Below are 16,238 nucleotides of genomic sequence, written 5' to 3' on the forward strand. Positions count from 1 at the left end.
CAAATCTTCAATGTGCCACAGCTTGTTTCGTGTATTTCGGTTGATACGAGGTTGCGGCAAGCTGCCATCTTTTATTCTTCGCCAGAGCGTCGTATAGCTAATGTGGTAACGAGCCATCACTTCGTAAGATGTTAGAAAAGGGGTTACCTGGTGCGCTACTGCTGTCATCTGCATTCTCCAGAAAATCAATGTAAAGCTATCATCGCCTGATTCATCACTTGTTGATGGTCAGAAAGATGCATGATTTGTTCAGAAGATCAGCCTTATCGAAACACGAATGTTGCTATTAGGTACTTTTCAGCTCAAACCTATGAATAACAAGGGCTACAAGGCGGTTTGTGTCATGAATAGCAATCAACACGCCTAACGAGAAAAATTTGTACACACTGTTTGTACACTCGCAACAATGACACATCAAAAACCACAATGACGAACCCTTTAAATTCATAAACTTATAAACAAAAAACTAGAGATGATCGCATTTATTCCGCTTTTGTAATGTCGAAACCAAAGTACCAAAAGCAGGAAGTACTTTCTTCATCAAACCCAGTAAACACAAAGCCTACAGCCAGATTTGTGTCATGGAATTTTCACCAAAGGCCTCTAAAACGGAATTTGTACTCAAGTTTGTACACACTTTCCGAGGTTACGCTTGAACATCATTGAAAAGCAAAGAAACGAGAAAAAGACAAAAAGCCTTTAAATTCAGTACGTAGAGATGTGATTGTGGTGTGCAATGAAAGGTGGTTTTAAGCGTTGAAAGGCTGGGCGGCATCAGGGTGCGATATGATCGCGAAGGTGCGACGTTTATCGACCTCTACTTTATTGCCTGACATGTTAACCTATGCACTAGTATCGCTAAAAAGGCGCAAATTATAGCGCCTCAGTTCGAGCTTGGCTAGGCAAAGCCCGAGATGAGCTCGGGCAGAGGGGGTTATTTTGTGGCTTCGAGCAAACCTTTAACTTTAGCGAGCTCAATCCGCGCATATCTATGTTCAACAAAATCATAAATATTGGTTGCCAGTGCTAAGCGGAAATAGTTAGCAGCATCTTGATATTGCTTGTTTTCTATAGCCATTTTCGCCAAGTAAAAATAAGCCTCACATAAACGTTCTGCATATTCTTTAGGATGAGTTAAGCCGACTTTGGCGGCAGCAAACACCTCATCATGGCTCTTAGTACCTAAATAATAATCAACGATAACGGTCGCCCATGCATCATTGTCTAAATTCTTACGGTTTTCAGCTAACTGTTTTTTAGCTGCGACAGCATCATCTTTAAAATCAATCAAATACAGCCATAATGCGCGATAACCGTCTTTATTATCGCCGGCATAAAATGCCTGCATATCTTTAGTGGCTAAATCGTTACGGTCGCCATAGTACAAGGCAATACCGCGATTCAAATAGGCATAATCGTAATTAGGAGCAAGCTCTAACACGCCATCGAATGCTTCATAGGCGCTAGCGTATTCGCCTTCTTGAGTGTAATAAATCCCTAAGAAATTATAGGCATCGGCGAGATCGGGTTGCAGCTTCAGCGCTTGCATAAAATCGATGCGAGCAAGCAGTCTTAAGCCCACACTGTCGTATATCACACCACGATCGTAATGAAATCTGGCTCTCTGCTCATTAGTTAATTCAACCGTAGCCAAAATCTCGTTGAGCTTCGCTAACGTCACTTCCACTTTATAATCGGGCATAACGGGGGCGATAACCAATTTACCTTCAACATCATTATGGTTATCTAAAGGAGACTGGGTGGTAGCGCATCCGGCTAACAACAGACTGGCGCCCGCCAGCACAGCAACGACAGCGGTTCTAATTTTAAGACTCATCCATTTCTACCTTTTTAGATTCCCAACATACGCAGAAGAATCTTCATGATAGCAATCCCACAACAGGACTGCTATTGGGGAATCAAGATTAATACTGACTTTCTTAATGCCAAAAACAAAAAAGGAGATCATTTGATCTCCTTTTGATGCAATCACTTAGAAAGTGTGTGCCTATAATAAGTCAAAGACTCATTATTCAGCAGCTGCAGCTTCTTTAGTTTGTGCTTCTTTGATTGACAGACGTACGCGGCCTTGACGATCCACTTCCATTACTTTAACAGCAACTTCTTGGTTCAGTTCAAGGTGATCAGACACGTTAGCAACACGCTCATCACTGATTTGTGAAATGTGTACTAAACCGTCTTTACCCGGCAGAATGTTCACGAACGCACCGAAATCAACGATACGGATAACTTTACCGTTGTAGATACGACCCACTTCAACTTCTGAAGTGATTTCTTCGATACGACGGATAGCTTCTTTGGTTGCTTCGCCATTTGAAGAAGCAATTTTCACAGTACCATCATCTTCCAGCTCAATCGTAGTGCCGGTTTCTTCGGTCAGAGCACGGATAACTGCGCCGCCTTTACCGATAACGTCACGGATTTTTTCTGGGTTGATCTTGATAACAGTGATACGTGGAGCGTGATCAGAAATATCATCACGGTGTGAACCAATCGCTTGATCCATCACGTTCAGGATATGTACACGCGCGCCATAGGCTTGTTGCAGTGCGATATCCATGATTTCTTTAGTGATACCTTCGATCTTGATATCCATCTGCAATGCAGTAATACCATCACGTGTACCCGCCACTTTAAAGTCCATGTCACCTAAATGGTCTTCATCACCTAAGATGTCAGAAAGAACAACGAAATCATCGCCTTCTTTCACTAGACCCATAGCGATACCCGCTACAGAAGTTTTGATAGGCACACCAGCATCCATCAGCGCTAGTGAAGTACCACATACTGACGCCATAGAGCTTGAACCGTTAGATTCAGTGATTTCAGATACAACGCGCACGCTGTATGGGAATTCAGCAGCTGAAGGCATAACAGCATTGATACCGCGCCATGCTAACTTACCATGACCGATTTCGCGGCGCTTAGGTGAGCCAACCATGCCTGTTTCACCAACAGAGTATGGAGGGAAGTTATAGTGCAGCATGAAACGGTTAGTGCGCTCGCCCATGATGCTGTCAATCTTCTGTGCATCACGTTCAGTACCTAAAGTACAAGTGACTAACGCTTGAGTTTCACCACGAGTGAACAATGCGCTACCGTGAGTACGTGGCAATACGCCCGCTAATACACTTAAGGCACGGATCATGTCTGGTTCACGGCCATCGATACGTGGCTCACCACGGATGATGCGACCACGAACCACTTTCTTCTCTAAGCTACCCAGCAAGTTGTCGACTTCACGTAAATCAACGCTTGGATTGCTCGCTAACAAGGCTTCTTTTGTTGCTGCTTTAACAACAGAAACTTGAGCATAACGATCTTGTTTAACTTGGATTTTATATGCATCACCTAAACCAGCTTCAGCAAGCTCTTTGATTTGGGCAACTAAATCGGCATCTTGCGTTGGTGCAGTCCAATCCCAAGTTGGTTTACCGGCTTCTGCTTTAAATTCAGCAATCGCTTTGATAACCACTTGTTGTTGATCGTGACCGTAAACAACAGAACCTAACATCACTTCTTCTGGTAATGCTTGGGCTTCTGATTCCACCATTAATACTGCACCAGCAGTACCAGCAACCACTAAGTTCAGTTGGCTGGTTGCAAGTTGCGCAACACTTGGGTTCAACACGTATTCGCCATCAATGTAACCCACACGTGCAGCACCTAAAGGACCGCTGAATGGAATACCAGAAATAGCCAGTGCCGCAGAAGTACCGATCATGGAGATGATATCTGGCTCGATTTGTGGATCGACAGATACTACGGTAATGATAACTTGAACTTCGTTTTTGAAACCATTAGGGAAAAGAGGGCGAATTGGACGGTCAATCAGACGAGCGATTAATGTCTCATCTTCTGAAGGACGGCCTTCACGCTTAAAGAAACCACCAGGAATTTTACCTGCTGCGTAGGTTTTTTCTTGATAGTTAACAGTCAGAGGGAAAAAGTCACGACCAGCTTCTGCTTCTTTTTTACCGACAACAGTGACCAACACAGTCGTGTCACCCATGCTCGCTAAAACGGCTGCATCTGCTTGACGCGCTATAACACCTGTTTCCAGGGTGACTGTATGTTGACCATACTCAAAACTCTTTACAATAGGATTCACGTGACCCATTCCTTAATTAATGACCTTGAATTACGCGCGTAAGTATACTGCAAATCGGATCAATAGATAAAGAGCAGATAATGATGACAAATACGCAACTTTTCACTAAAGTGGTTAAATCAACAAAGAGTTGCGGTTTACATTGATACGGAAATTCTCGCAGATGGTGAATAATTATCATAAAGGATGCGCCCGATGACAGGCCGTTTTAAGTCACTGACGTGGAAACAAACTAACCTAGTCGTATTTACTGCCCTCTTTTTTGCCATTGCCATTTTTATTGTTGAAATCGCTTTAGTCGTTGTATCAACCAAACAACAACTCACGACTACGCAGCAAGAACTCCTTGATTCAGTTGAACAACCCGCAGCAAATGCCGTCTGGGCATTGGATGACAATTTAGCCCGTCAAACCTTAGAAGGTGCCATTAAGGTTGAGCATGTCGGCTCGGCAGTGATCGAGCTGGACGATGGTTCCATGTTTGTATCAGTCAGCAATAATAAAAAGAATAACTCGCAGACTTTTATCAGCTTAAGTAACAAATTATTTGATGATCTCAAGGAAATATCTCGCCCACTCTATCGGCCTTTTTATTTCGAAGGCACTCAACAACAGCAACTCATTGGCACATTAACGGTTTTCTACGACACCCAAGAGCTGACAAACACCCTTTTCTCGCAGTTAAGATTTAGTTTTTTCGCCACGCTTGCCCGCGCACTCTTACTCACCTTAGTATTATCTGTCGTCTTCCATCGTTTCTTGACTCAACCTATCGCGCGTATCAGTGAGGCTATAGATAAGATTGAACCCGACTCACCGGACGAAAATCTCTTACCTATGTCCAATGCGCACAAGGATGATGAACTCGGTCTAGTGACCTCTAAATTCAACCAAATTCTTATCCAATTTAGCCAGACCCAATCCAAACTGCGCAAGATGGCGACCCGAGATCCGCTAACAGGCTTACCCAACCGCACGCTATTGCTTGAAACCATCGCAGTCACAATCCAACGTTCGCGAGTACACAAACGCAGCTTTGCCTTGATGTTTATCGACTTAGATCGTTTTAAGAATATCAACGATTCCCTTGGCCACGCATTAGGCGATCAATTTCTTGCCCGTATTGCCCGTATTCTTGAACGCTTCGTTGGCGATAAAGGCACAGTGTCTCGCTTAGGTGGCGATGAGTTTGTAATTTTAGCCGACACAGTACACACCCCAGATCAAGCCGCTGACTTTGTTGATAAGTTACTGATCCAGCTTAATGTGCCAATCCAGTTAAATGAGCATGCGATTCATCCTGCGGCCTCAATTGGGATATCCATTTATCCTGAAGACGGTAACAGCGCCGAAGATTTAATCCGTCACGCTGACATTGCCATGTACAGCGCTAAGGCTGCAGGCTCGAATCAGTGGGCTTTCTTTAAACAGCAGATGACAGAACGCGCAGCTGTGCGTTTACGCACCGAAGCATCTTTGCATGATGCGTTAAAAAACAACGAATTCTTACTGTATTTCCAACCTAAACTCGATCTGCAAACGGGCAAAGTGATTGCCTGTGAAGCTCTGATCCGCTGGCAAAAAGATGGGCGACTCATCAGTCCGGTTTCTTTTATTCCCGTCGCGGAAGAAACAGGGATCATCATTCCAATTGGACGCTGGGTAATAGAACAAAGCTGCAAGGTCTTGAGGGAGTGGCAGAAAAAATATAACTATGCCATCCCAATTGCGATTAATGTTGCCTCACAACAATTTGCCGATGCTAGTTTAGTGCCCGATATCAAGCAGATGGCATTACGCTATCAAATCCAACCCGAGTTGTTGGAAATTGAAATCACTGAAACCTCGTTGATGAACGACATTGAACTGGCTATCGCTAAACTTGAGCAACTAAAATCTGCAGGATTTGGTATTGCCGTCGATGACTTCGGCACTGGGTATTCATCACTTTCTTACCTACGCCATTTACCCATCACCACTATGAAAATTGACCGCTGTTTCGTGTCCGATTTACCAGGGGATAGTGCAATCGCATCGACCATTTTGATGTTGGGTAAGCAGCTTAATTTGACCATTGTGGCCGAAGGAATTGAAAACGAGCAGCAATTGGATTGGTTGAAGGAGAATCAGTGCCAAGTTGGCCAAGGTTTCTATTTTAGCCAACCCTTGCCCCAAGCGGAATTTGAAGCCCTGTATATAGCGACACAGACAGCAACGATAAGCACTTTAGATGGACTACGTGGTGCTTAGAGTTCTTTAATCAGACCCATGATTTATGCGGCGTTAAGGCCAGTGTAAAGACATAATATCGACATGCTCTGGCCTAAATCCTACACAGCTTGATTTAATCATCTACTGAATTTTAGACAATAAAAAAGGAGGCTTAAGCCTCCTTTTTCACGTTAGTCAACGCGAGATTAACGACGTAGACCTAACTTTTGGATCAGTGCAGTGTAACGTGCTAAATCAGTACGTTTCAGGTAAGCAGTTAACTTACGACGTGAGCTAACCATACGTAACAGACCACGACGTGAGTGGTGATCGTGAATGTGCTCTTTGAAGTGATCTTGCAAATGGTTGATTTGCGCAGTTAACAAAGCAACTTGAACTTCAGTTGAACCAGTGTCGTTTTCGCCACGGCCAAATTCAGCCAAAATTTTTGCTTTTGCTTCAGTACTTAGTGACATGTATATCTCCAAATAAATAATTATGAATCTCTAGCCGATCACTAACTCAGCCAGAGGGCGCGCTATTCTACCCAGAAACCCACCCTAGCGCAATAAAAGGTGGAGACTAATCCATGAACAAATTAATTAATTTGTTCATGGATAGCAGACTAATGCGATTCTACAGGCTCATCATGGATTACTATGAGTCGTTTCGGCGCAAGTAAGCCGTCTTCGTTCATAGTACCAATCCCCACAAATCGGCGGATGTCACCTAAAGTGATACGCACCAGTTCATCGGTTTTCAAGTCTGCATTAACGGGCACCCGAACAGCCTGACCTTGCATTAAGTAAGGGGCGATTGCATCTGGCACATTCACCTCAGGAAAATCGGCCACGGCCGTGTCCATAGGTAACAACAGCGGATCGAGTAAAACACTCGGATCTATCTGTTGTTCATGTGCTTGGGCAACAAGCGCTTCAAGTTGTTCTAAGGTAACCATTCTTGCATAGGGATATTGTGCAACTTGAGTGCGACGCAGCATGATCACATGGGCGCCACATCCGAGCATTTCGCCGAGATCGTCTATGATAGTGCGAATATAAGTGCCCTTAGAACAATGAATGTCTAAGGTCAACTCATCGCCTTCAAGACCGATGAAATTAAGCTCAAATACCGTAATAGGGCGAGATTCGCGCGGCACTTCAATGCCTTCACGGGCATATTTATACAGGGGCTGGCCCTGATATTTAAGCGCGGAATACATGGAAGGCACTTGCTGAGTCTCGCCGCGGAAGAAATCAAGCGCGGTTAATAACTGCGCCTCAGTAAAATCAATGGCGCGGGTTTGCACCACTTCGCCATCGGAATCACTGGTATCAGTTCGCTCACCCAGTTTTGCGGTAACTAAATAACGTTTATCGGCATCTAACAGATGCTGGGAAAACTTAGTCCCTTCGCCTAAGCACACAGGTAACATACCTGTTGCTAACGGATCGAGTGCGCCCGTATGCCCTGCTTTGTTCGCATTAAAAAAGCGCTTTACTCTTTGCAAAGCAAAGTTGGAACTCATGCCAGTGGATTTATCCAGCAACACTATTCCATCAATAAAACGACCTTTTGGACGACGAGCCATTAATCTTTACCTTCCGTTTCATCTGCATCATCGGCAACATCATCACCTAAGACTTCATCTTCAACCGATGCGTCTTCGCTGCCAAATTGCTGCTGCTTCGCTTTGTCTTGGTTGATCACTTGGCTAACTAAGTTAGACATGCGCATACCTTCAACGAGCGAGCTATCATAGATAAAACGCAGTTCAGGCATCACACGCAGCTTCATACGGCCCGCCACTAAAGTGCGGATATAAGGAGCGGCGCTGATCAAAGCGTTTAGCTTTTCTTGAACAACGGCTTTGTCTTCCTCGAAGAAAGTCACGAAGACTTTGGCATAGCTAAGGTCGCGTGAGACATCGACGTCATTCACGGTTACAAAGCCAATACGAGGATCTTTCATGTCGCGCTGTAGCACTTGAGCCAGTTCTTGCTGAAGCTGCTGAGCGATTCGACGAGTACGACTGAATTCTTTTGCCATAATATTTCTTACCATAGCTTAAATTGATAAGGGCGGCTAAAGCCGCCCTTATTATCGTTACAGAGTACGAGCAATCTCGACGGTTTCGAATACTTCGATTTGGTCGCCTACGCGAACATCGTTGTAGTTCTTAACGCCAATACCACATTCCATACCATTGCGAACTTCAGCAACGTCGTCTTTAAAGCGACGTAGCGATTCAAGTTCACCTTCGTAGATAACAACGTTATCACGTAGTACGCGAATTGGTGCGCTACGCTTGATGGTACCTTCGGTAACCATACAGCCAGCAATTGCACCCAGCTTAGGTGATTTGAATACGTCACGAACTTCAGCCAGACCGATAATTTGTTGTTTGAATTCAGGAGACAGCATACCTGTCATCGCTGCACGAACTTCATCAATCAAATTATAGATAACGCTGTAGTAACGTAAATCAACACTTTCGCTGTCGATTGTCTTACGCGCTTGTGCATCGGCACGCACGTTAAAGCCAACCAGGATAGCGTTAGACGCTGCTGCTAAGGTTGCATCCGTTTCAGTCAGTGCACCCACACCGCGAGCGATGATGTTCACTTTAACTTCGTCGGTAGACAGACCGGTTAACGAATCAGTAATCGCTTCGAGTGAACCTTGTACGTCTGCTTTAAGAACGATGTTCAGTTCTTTCACTTCGCCTTCAGTCATGTTCGCGAACATGTTTTCTAGCTTAGATTTTTGCTGGCGTGCCAGTTTCACATCACGGAACTTGCCTTGACGATACAGGGCAACTTCACGCGCTTTACGCTCATCACGTACTACTGTTGCTTCATCACCTGCAGACGGAACGCCTGACAGACCCAGAATTTCAACAGGAATAGATGGACCCGCTTCAGTGATTGAACGACCGTTCTCGTCTTTCATTGCACGGATTTTACCGTACTCAAGACCACACAGAACGATATCACCTTGGCGTAGCGTACCTTCTTGAACCAGAATCGTAGCAACTGGGCCGCGACCTTTGTCCAATTGTGATTCAATGACCACACCGGCAGCCATACCATCACGTACCGCTTTCAGTTCGAGAACTTCAGCCTGCAGTAAGATACCTTCTAACAGTTCGTCAACGCCTTCACCTGTCTTAGCTGAAACGAAGGCAAACATGTTGTCTCCACCCCAATCTTCAGACATAACACCGTGTTGTGACAATTCGCTCTTAACGCGATCGATATCCGCTTCCGGCTTATCCATCTTGTTCACAGCCACGATTAATGGCACGTTACCGGCTTTAGCATGTTGAATTGCTTCGATAGTTTGCGGCATTACACCGTCATCGGCAGCAACAACTAACACAACGATATCCGTTGCCTTGGCACCACGGGCACGCATTGCGGTAAACGCGGCGTGACCAGGAGTATCAAGGAAAGTGATCATGCCGTTTTCAGTTTCAACATGGTATGCACCGATATGCTGAGTAATACCACCGGCTTCGCCAGCAGCCACTTTAGCGCGGCGAATATAGTCGAGTAATGACGTCTTACCGTGGTCAACGTGACCCATGATAGTCACAACAGGAGCACGAGACTCTTGCTTGATGCCATCTTCATCGTCACGATCTTTAAGCACTTGGTGCTCAAGTTCGTTTTCACGGATAAGCACAACTTTGTGGCCCATTTCTTCAGCAACCATTTGGGCAGTCTCTTGATCCAACACTTGGTTGATCGTGACCATAGAACCCATTTTCATCATCTGTTTGATGATTTCAGTCGCTTTAACTGCCATTAAATGCGCAAGTTCAGAAACAGTAACAGTTTCACCGATACGCACATCACGGCTTACCGCTGCAACTGGCTTGTTGAAGCCGTGCGCCATAGACTCAGGTGCAGTACTGCGGTTACGCATGTGTTTTTCACGGCCGTCACGGGCATCTTTGCCACCACGTTTTTTGGCGTTGCTCTTGTTACGAGCACGACGTCCGCGTTTTTCTTCATCCAGATCAGAAGTATCTTCAGCAGCACGAGCTACTTTAGAAGTCGTGATGTGGTGATCACCGTTTTTCTCGGCTTCTAAACGTTGGCGCTCTTCTTCGGCCCAGCGCTTAGAATGTTCTTCAGCCAATAGGCGAGCAGTTTCTGCCGCTTTAGCCGCTTCTTCGTCTTGCTTACGTTTGGTTGCTGCTTCTTGCGCCGCTTTCAAACGTTCAGCTTCTAGACGAGCCGCTTCTGCTTCTGGTGACATATCTTTAACCACTTTCACTTCGGCTGCTGCTTTAGCTTTCGCCTTGGCTTCTGCTTCCACTTTTGCCTTAGCATCTGCTTCAGCTTTCACTTTTGCTGCCGCAGCAGCTTCTGCTTCGGCCTTTGCTTTTGCCAAAGCTTCTGCTTCGGCTTTCGCTTCTTCTTCAGCCTTCAGAGTAGCCTCATTAGCATCACGCTTAACGAAAGTTCGTGTTTTACGAACTTCAACTTTAACATCTTTAGATTGACCACCATTACCGGCCACACTTAGGGTCGATACGGTTTTACGCTGCAGCGTCATTTTCGTTGGCGCATTTTCGCCACCGTGCTGCTTTTTCAGATAATCCAGTAACTGCTGCTTTTCAGCTTCAGTCACGTTATCAGCTTGGCCTTTCTTAATTCCAGCCTGAGAGAATTGCTCAATCAGACGTTCAACACTTTTACCCACTTCCGTGGCCAATTTCTCTACGGTAGTATCTGCCATCAGTTAAATCCCCCTGTTGATCGACTTATGCTTCTTCGCCAAACCAACAGATATTGCGGGCTGCCATGATGAGCTCACCTGCTTTTTCTTCTGTCAATTCTTCAATTTCGATCAAATCATCAATGCCTTGTTCAGCCAAGTCTTCTAGAGTCACAATACCTTTGCTAGCGAAAACATAGGCTAAGTGTCTTTCAACACCTTCAAGTGCTAGTAACTCTTCACTTGGCTCCACACCATCCAGTGCTTCTTCAGTAGCGAGAGCTCGAGTTGAGATCGCCGCTTTTGCACGTTCACGTAAGGCTTCAACGAGATCTTCGTCAAAACCGTCAATCGCCAATAGTTCAGACACAGGCACATAGGCAACTTCTTCGAGCGACGTAAAGCCCTCGTCCGCCAGTACTTGTGCAAAATCTTCATCGACATCCAGTGAGTTAACGAATAAATCAACCACCTTGGCACTTTCTGCCTGGTGTTTCTTATTCATATCGTCCACTGTCATAACGTTCAGAACCCAACCTGTCAGCTGTGTTGCTAAACGTACGTTCTGGCCATTACGTCCAATGGCTTGTGCCAAACTATCTGCTTCAACAGCGATATCCATTGAATGGTTATCTTCGTCAACTATGATAGAGGCCACATCGGCTGGCGCCATGGCATTGATCACGTATTGTGCTGGATTATCATCCCACAACACGATATCAACACGTTCGCCACCCAGTTCATTCGACACAGCTTGTACACGTGCACCACGCATACCCACACACGCACCGATAGGATCGATACGACGGTCATTTGACTTAACGGCGATTTTAGCGCGCGCGCCTGGATCACGAGCAGCGCCCATAATCTCAATCAGTTCATCAGCAATTTCAGGTACTTCTACACGGAAAAGCTCGATTAGCATTTCAGGTTTAGTACGGCTTAAAAATAACTGTGCGCCGCGAGCTTCTGGACGTACTGAGTACAGTAATGCACGTACGCGGTCGCCTGGGCGGAAAGATTCACGTGAAATTAAATCTTCACGGAACAACACGCCATCAGCGTTATTACCTAAGTCAACCACTACGCTTTCACGAGTTGCTTTTTTGACTATACCAGTGATTAACTCACCTTCTTGGTCTTGGAACTGTTCAACCACTTGAGCACGTTCAGCTTCACGTACTTTCTGTACGATCACTTGCTTAGCGGTTTGAGTGGTAATACGGTCAAACACCACTGACTCGATATCGTCTTCGATAAACTCGCCAGGTTGGATATCTGGATTTTCGTATCGTGCCGCTTCTAACGTGATTTCGCGGTAAGGATTTTCTAACGCGGCACCGTTGTCATCAACCACCATCCAACGACGGAAAGTATCATAACCACCGGTTTTACGGTCGATAGCAACACGAACGTCAATATCACCTTCGTATTTTTTCTTGGTTGCTGTGGCCAGAGCAATCTCTAGCGCTTCAAAAATTTTCTCGCGTGGAACGGCCTTTTCATTTGAAACCGCCTCAGCGACTAGCAGAATCTCTTTATTCATCTCGTCTTGCCTCGTTCACCTTGAAACCATCAAAACTTAGCGATTAAGTTGCCTTTGCGGATATTATCCAATGCGACAACTAACTCTTTACCATTCACTTTCAGCGAGAGCATTTGCCCGTCGACCGCAGTGATGGCGCCTTTTAAATTACGACTGCCGTCAACCGGCATAGTCAATTGAAGCTTTACATCCTCGCCCACATAGCCCGCATACTGCTCAGCAGTAAATAAGGGTCTATCAACACCTGGCGAAGAAACCTCTAGGGTATATTCTGTAGAAATAGGATCTTCAACATCGAGTACAGCACTGACTTGGCGACTTGCATTGGCACAATCTTCAATATTGATACCATTCTCACCATCAATGAACACTCGCAGTGTGGAATGCTTACCCGCTTGAACATATTCAATGCCCCATAGCTGAAAGCCTAATGCTTCCACAGGTACTTTGAGCATTTCTGCCAGTCTGAATTCTAACGTTGCCAAGATTGACCCCCGAAAAAACAAAAAAGGGCTTAATAGCCCTAGTACAACGCCACATACGAAGCATGCGACAAATTTAAAAGTCCCAGATAACAAAAAACCCCGTAATCACGAGGTCATTAATTTCAAGAACCTGTAAACCATAACGAATTCAAACACTATTCGTTACTAGGAGCTGGTTGCGGGGGCCGGATTTGAACCGACGACCTTCGGGTTATGAGCCCGACGAGCTACCATGCTGCTCCACCCCGCGTCAACTGTGTGCAAGTATATTGACTATCGTCTTTGCTTGCAATAACTAAGAGAGAACTTATCTCGCCTATCTTAGTTATATTTGGTGCCGAGAGCGGGACTTGAACCCGCACGACCGTTAGGTCACAGCCACCTCAAGGCTGCGCGTCTACCAATTTCGCCACCTCGGCGACACCTTTTACTAGTCAGGAATTTTCGTTTCTGACTTTTGGGTTCCTTGCTCAACAGGTTGGGTCACCTGCTCAGTGTCTGAACCTAAATTTTTCCATGAATCTTCATTTTTTGCGTGGTTTGCACTTAAGTTGCCAATCAGCAGACTTAGAGTGAAAAACGCAATGGCAAGAATCGCCGTAGTGCGTGTCAGGAAGTTACCTGAACCGCTTGAACCAAACAGAGTACCTGATGCACCGGCGCCAAAAGAGGCCCCCATGTCAGCTCCCTTACCTTGCTGAATTAATACTAAGCCAATCAGACCTAATGCAACCAACAAGTAAATAACTACTAGAACTTCATACATATTATGCGCTCATCGCTATGGTACATAGACTTAAAAACTCGCTAGAGTTTAAGCTAGCACCGCCAATCAGTCCACCATCAACATCAGGTTGGGCAAATAAATCTGCAGCATTACTCGGTGTCACACTACCACCGTAGAGAATCCTGATATTTTCTCCGATAAACGGAGATACTTCAGAGAGGCGTTTGCGAATAAACGCATGAACTTCTTGTGCCTGCTCTGGTGTAGCGCTTTTACCTGTTCCTACAGCCCAAAGTGGCTCGTAAGCGATAATGGCGTTATCAAAAGCCATAGTGCCATTTTTCTGGATCACTATGTCCAACTCTTCAGCAATCACCTCAAAGGTACGTCTTGCTTCACGCGCTGGACCTGACTCACCCACACATAAAATAGGAGTTAAGCCATGCTTTTGTGCAGCGGCGAATTTCTCCGCTACGATATTACTCGTCTCTCCGTACATACGGCGACGTTCTGAATGCCCGATAATCACATATCGACATCCTGAATCTTTGAGCATCTGACCTGAAACTTCTCCGGTATAAGCGCCAAAGTCATGTTGACTTAGGTTTTGCGCGCCCATCCTAACAAGTGAACCGTCTAACGCTTCCTTGTTTGCTTCTAGCAGTTGCCTGACGCTCTCTAGATAGATAGAAGGCGGGCATAAAACCACTTCAGCTGAATCATTTTGGAGCTTAGAGGCAAATTTCTTGAACAACTCTTGGGCTAATGCCGCACTGCCGTTCATCTTCCAATTGCCAGCTACCATAGGACGTCTGAGTGCCATCACTGTCTCCTCTGAAAGCGGCGTGAATAATAGCGAACCACTTATTAAGTTACAATAGCTAAATTCGAATTTTTTCAGATATCAGGTTGGAGTGCTTGTTTTTTAGACTCAAAAGCTGATTTCTGTTCATTTGTGCAGCTAACACCTTAATTTTAAATTGGTATCAGCCGCACTCATTATTAAATAGGCAAAGATTAGCTTGCCGATTTTACCGCATCCGCAATCAAATTTGCGTGCGCCAATACTGTACTATGATCGTCACCTTCTACCATGACACGGATCAAAGGTTCAGTACCTGACTTACGTAATAGCACTCGACCACGAACACCAAGCTCTGACTCAACCTGAGCCTGTGCCGCTTTTACTTTATCTGATTGAAGCGGGTCATGCTCGCCCTCAAAGCGCACATTGACTAATACCTGTGGCAACATTTCCATCGCAGAAGTCAGTTGTTCTAGCGTGGCATTTTGGCGGCGCATGGCCGCTAACACTAAAATCCCAGCAACAATACCATCACCAGTTGTGCCGTGGTCAAGATTAAGGATATGCCCAGAGTTTTCACCGCCGATGCGCCAATCGAGTTCCTTCAGCAATTCCATCACATAGCGGTCACCCACTTTCGAACGCGCAAAGGGAATATCTAAGGCTTGCAAAGCTAAATCAAGCCCAAGATTCGACATTAAAGTACCGACCACGCCGCCACGCAATACGCCGCGGGATTTCGCATCACAGGCCAAAATATATAAAATCTGGTCGCCGTCAATGACTTCGCCTTTACTATTGACCATCATAATACGATCGCCGTCACCGTCGAGCGCAATACCTAAATCGGCACTTTCGGCGAGCACAGTTTCACAAATTTTACCCATGGACGTAGCGCCCACTTTGTCATTGATGTTAACCCCATTAGGTTTATCACCAATGGCAATCACCTCGGCACCTAACTCACGAAATACTGCGGGGGCTATGTGATAGGTTGCACCATGGGCACAATCGACCACAATTTTTAACCCAGTTAACGTGTGTTCTGCGGGGAAATTACCTTTGCAATACTCGATATAACGACCACGAGCATCTTCAATACGCGACACTTTGCCAAGCAGATGTGATTCAACGCAAACGAGGGGCTTTTCAAGCTCGGCTTCGATTTCTAGCTCTAAGTTATCGTCTAATTTACTGCCGTCGGTCGAGAAAAACTTAATGCCGTTATCGTAGTAAGGATTGTGCGAGGCGCTGATCACCACCCCAGCTTCTGCGCGAAACGTACGCGTTAAATAGGCGACTGCGGGCGTGGGCATAGGTCCCATTAACATCACATTAAGACCAGCAGCAGAAAGACCCGCTTCTAATGCCGATTCAAACATATAACCTGAAATACGGGTATCTTTACCTATGATCACCTTTTTGGTACCACTGCGGGACAATACACGACCCGCTGCCCAACCTAATTTTAGCGCAAGCTCAGGTGTCATTTGACCTGAACCGACCTTTCCCCGAATACCGTCAGTTCCAAAAAATTTACGTTCTTTCATATCGCCCCACAAACTCAAATGTGTCCCAATAATTTGGGATCATAATATTAATTA

General features: G+C 45.5%; 12 protein-coding genes and 2 tRNA genes. 1 reads left to right on the plus strand and 13 read right to left on the minus strand.

Annotation, left to right across the window (positions count from 1 at the left end):
* Positions 1-934: 934 nt before the first annotated feature.
* Both nlpI and pnp read right to left on the minus strand, forming a co-directional pair.
* Positions 935-1,837 carry a lipoprotein NlpI gene (gene nlpI, locus K5Q99_RS00555; protein WP_220775720.1) on the minus strand — a complete coding sequence of 301 codons (903 nt, stop codon included), beginning with the start codon at positions 1,835-1,837 and terminating at the stop codon, positions 935-937.
* A 192-nt stretch (positions 1,838-2,029) separates the two neighbouring features.
* Positions 2,030-4,132 (minus strand): polyribonucleotide nucleotidyltransferase, encoded by a 2,103-nt coding sequence (pnp, locus tag K5Q99_RS00560; RefSeq protein ID WP_220775721.1) that lies wholly within the window; start codon positions 4,130-4,132, stop codon positions 2,030-2,032.
* A 195-nt stretch (positions 4,133-4,327) separates the two neighbouring features.
* On the opposite strand from pnp, the gene K5Q99_RS00565 reads away from it, so the two are divergent.
* Complete coding sequence (locus K5Q99_RS00565) at positions 4,328-6,382, plus strand: putative bifunctional diguanylate cyclase/phosphodiesterase (protein WP_006086938.1); 2,055 nt, start codon at positions 4,328-4,330, stop codon at positions 6,380-6,382.
* A 167-nt stretch (positions 6,383-6,549) separates the two neighbouring features.
* Here K5Q99_RS00565 and rpsO read toward each other — a convergent pair whose 3' ends face one another.
* The 11 genes from rpsO to glmM form a co-directional block, all read right to left on the minus strand.
* A complete protein-coding gene (gene rpsO / locus K5Q99_RS00570) occupies positions 6,550-6,819 on the minus strand; it encodes a 30S ribosomal protein S15 (RefSeq protein WP_106651344.1) in 270 nt (89 codons plus the stop codon).
* 149 nt (positions 6,820-6,968) lie between these two features.
* Positions 6,969-7,934 (minus strand): tRNA pseudouridine(55) synthase TruB, encoded by a 966-nt coding sequence (gene truB, locus K5Q99_RS00575; protein WP_220775722.1) that lies wholly within the window; start codon positions 7,932-7,934, stop codon positions 6,969-6,971.
* Positions 7,934-8,392, minus strand: a complete 459-nt coding sequence (gene rbfA / locus K5Q99_RS00580; RefSeq protein ID WP_014620813.1) for a 30S ribosome-binding factor RbfA — start codon at positions 8,390-8,392, stop codon at positions 7,934-7,936. Before rbfA ends, truB begins: the two co-directional genes overlap by 1 nt.
* A 57-nt stretch (positions 8,393-8,449) precedes the next feature.
* Positions 8,450-11,092, minus strand: a complete 2,643-nt coding sequence (gene infB, locus K5Q99_RS00585) for a translation initiation factor IF-2 (RefSeq protein ID WP_220775723.1) — start codon at positions 11,090-11,092, stop codon at positions 8,450-8,452.
* A gap of 25 nt (positions 11,093-11,117) precedes the next feature.
* Complete coding sequence (gene nusA / locus K5Q99_RS00590) at positions 11,118-12,617, minus strand: transcription termination factor NusA (protein WP_106651347.1); 1,500 nt, start codon at positions 12,615-12,617, stop codon at positions 11,118-11,120.
* 29 nt (positions 12,618-12,646) lie between these two features.
* Positions 12,647-13,102, minus strand: a complete 456-nt coding sequence (rimP, locus tag K5Q99_RS00595) for a ribosome maturation factor RimP (protein ID WP_006082718.1) — start codon at positions 13,100-13,102, stop codon at positions 12,647-12,649.
* A gap of 173 nt (positions 13,103-13,275) precedes the next feature.
* A tRNA-Met gene (locus tag K5Q99_RS00600) sits at positions 13,276-13,352 on the minus strand.
* Positions 13,353-13,434: 82 nt separating this feature from the next.
* Positions 13,435-13,521: transfer RNA gene (locus tag K5Q99_RS00605), tRNA-Leu, on the minus strand.
* An 11-nt stretch (positions 13,522-13,532) separates the two neighbouring features.
* Positions 13,533-13,868: a preprotein translocase subunit SecG gene (gene secG, locus K5Q99_RS00610; protein ID WP_006082719.1), complete on the minus strand. Its 336-nt coding sequence runs from the start codon at positions 13,866-13,868 to the stop codon at positions 13,533-13,535.
* A 1-nt stretch (position 13,869) separates the two neighbouring features.
* The gene (tpiA, locus tag K5Q99_RS00615; RefSeq protein WP_006082720.1) at positions 13,870-14,652 is read right to left on the minus strand and encodes a triose-phosphate isomerase; all 783 of its coding nucleotides are present in this window, start codon (positions 14,650-14,652) and stop codon (positions 13,870-13,872) included.
* Between the two features lie 194 nt (positions 14,653-14,846).
* Positions 14,847-16,184: a phosphoglucosamine mutase gene (glmM, locus tag K5Q99_RS00620; RefSeq protein WP_106651350.1), complete on the minus strand. Its 1,338-nt coding sequence runs from the start codon at positions 16,182-16,184 to the stop codon at positions 14,847-14,849.
* Between the last annotated feature and the right edge of the window lie 54 nt (positions 16,185-16,238).

The organism is Shewanella hafniensis (assembly GCF_019655335.1).
Lineage (GTDB): Bacteria > Pseudomonadota > Gammaproteobacteria > Enterobacterales > Shewanellaceae > Shewanella > Shewanella hafniensis.

Coding starts and splice junctions, on each gene's coding strand:
- nlpI (WP_220775720.1), bottom strand. CDS start 1,837: ATGAGTCTTAAAATTAGAACCGCTGTCGTTGCTGTGCTGGCGGGCGCC.
- K5Q99_RS00565 (WP_006086938.1), top strand. CDS start 4,328: ATGACAGGCCGTTTTAAGTCACTGACGTGGAAACAAACTAACCTAGTC.
- rpsO (WP_106651344.1), bottom strand. CDS start 6,819: ATGTCACTAAGTACTGAAGCAAAAGCAAAAATTTTGGCTGAATTTGGC.
- truB (WP_220775722.1), bottom strand. CDS start 7,934: ATGGCTCGTCGTCCAAAAGGTCGTTTTATTGATGGAATAGTGTTGCTG.
- rbfA (WP_014620813.1), bottom strand. CDS start 8,392: ATGGCAAAAGAATTCAGTCGTACTCGTCGAATCGCTCAGCAGCTTCAG.
- infB (WP_220775723.1), bottom strand. CDS start 11,092: ATGGCAGATACTACCGTAGAGAAATTGGCCACGGAAGTGGGTAAAAGT.
- nusA (WP_106651347.1), bottom strand. CDS start 12,617: ATGAATAAAGAGATTCTGCTAGTCGCTGAGGCGGTTTCAAATGAAAAG.
- secG (WP_006082719.1), bottom strand. CDS start 13,868: ATGTATGAAGTTCTAGTAGTTATTTACTTGTTGGTTGCATTAGGTCTG.
- tpiA (WP_006082720.1), bottom strand. CDS start 14,652: ATGGCACTCAGACGTCCTATGGTAGCTGGCAATTGGAAGATGAACGGC.
- glmM (WP_106651350.1), bottom strand. CDS start 16,184: ATGAAAGAACGTAAATTTTTTGGAACTGACGGTATTCGGGGAAAGGTC.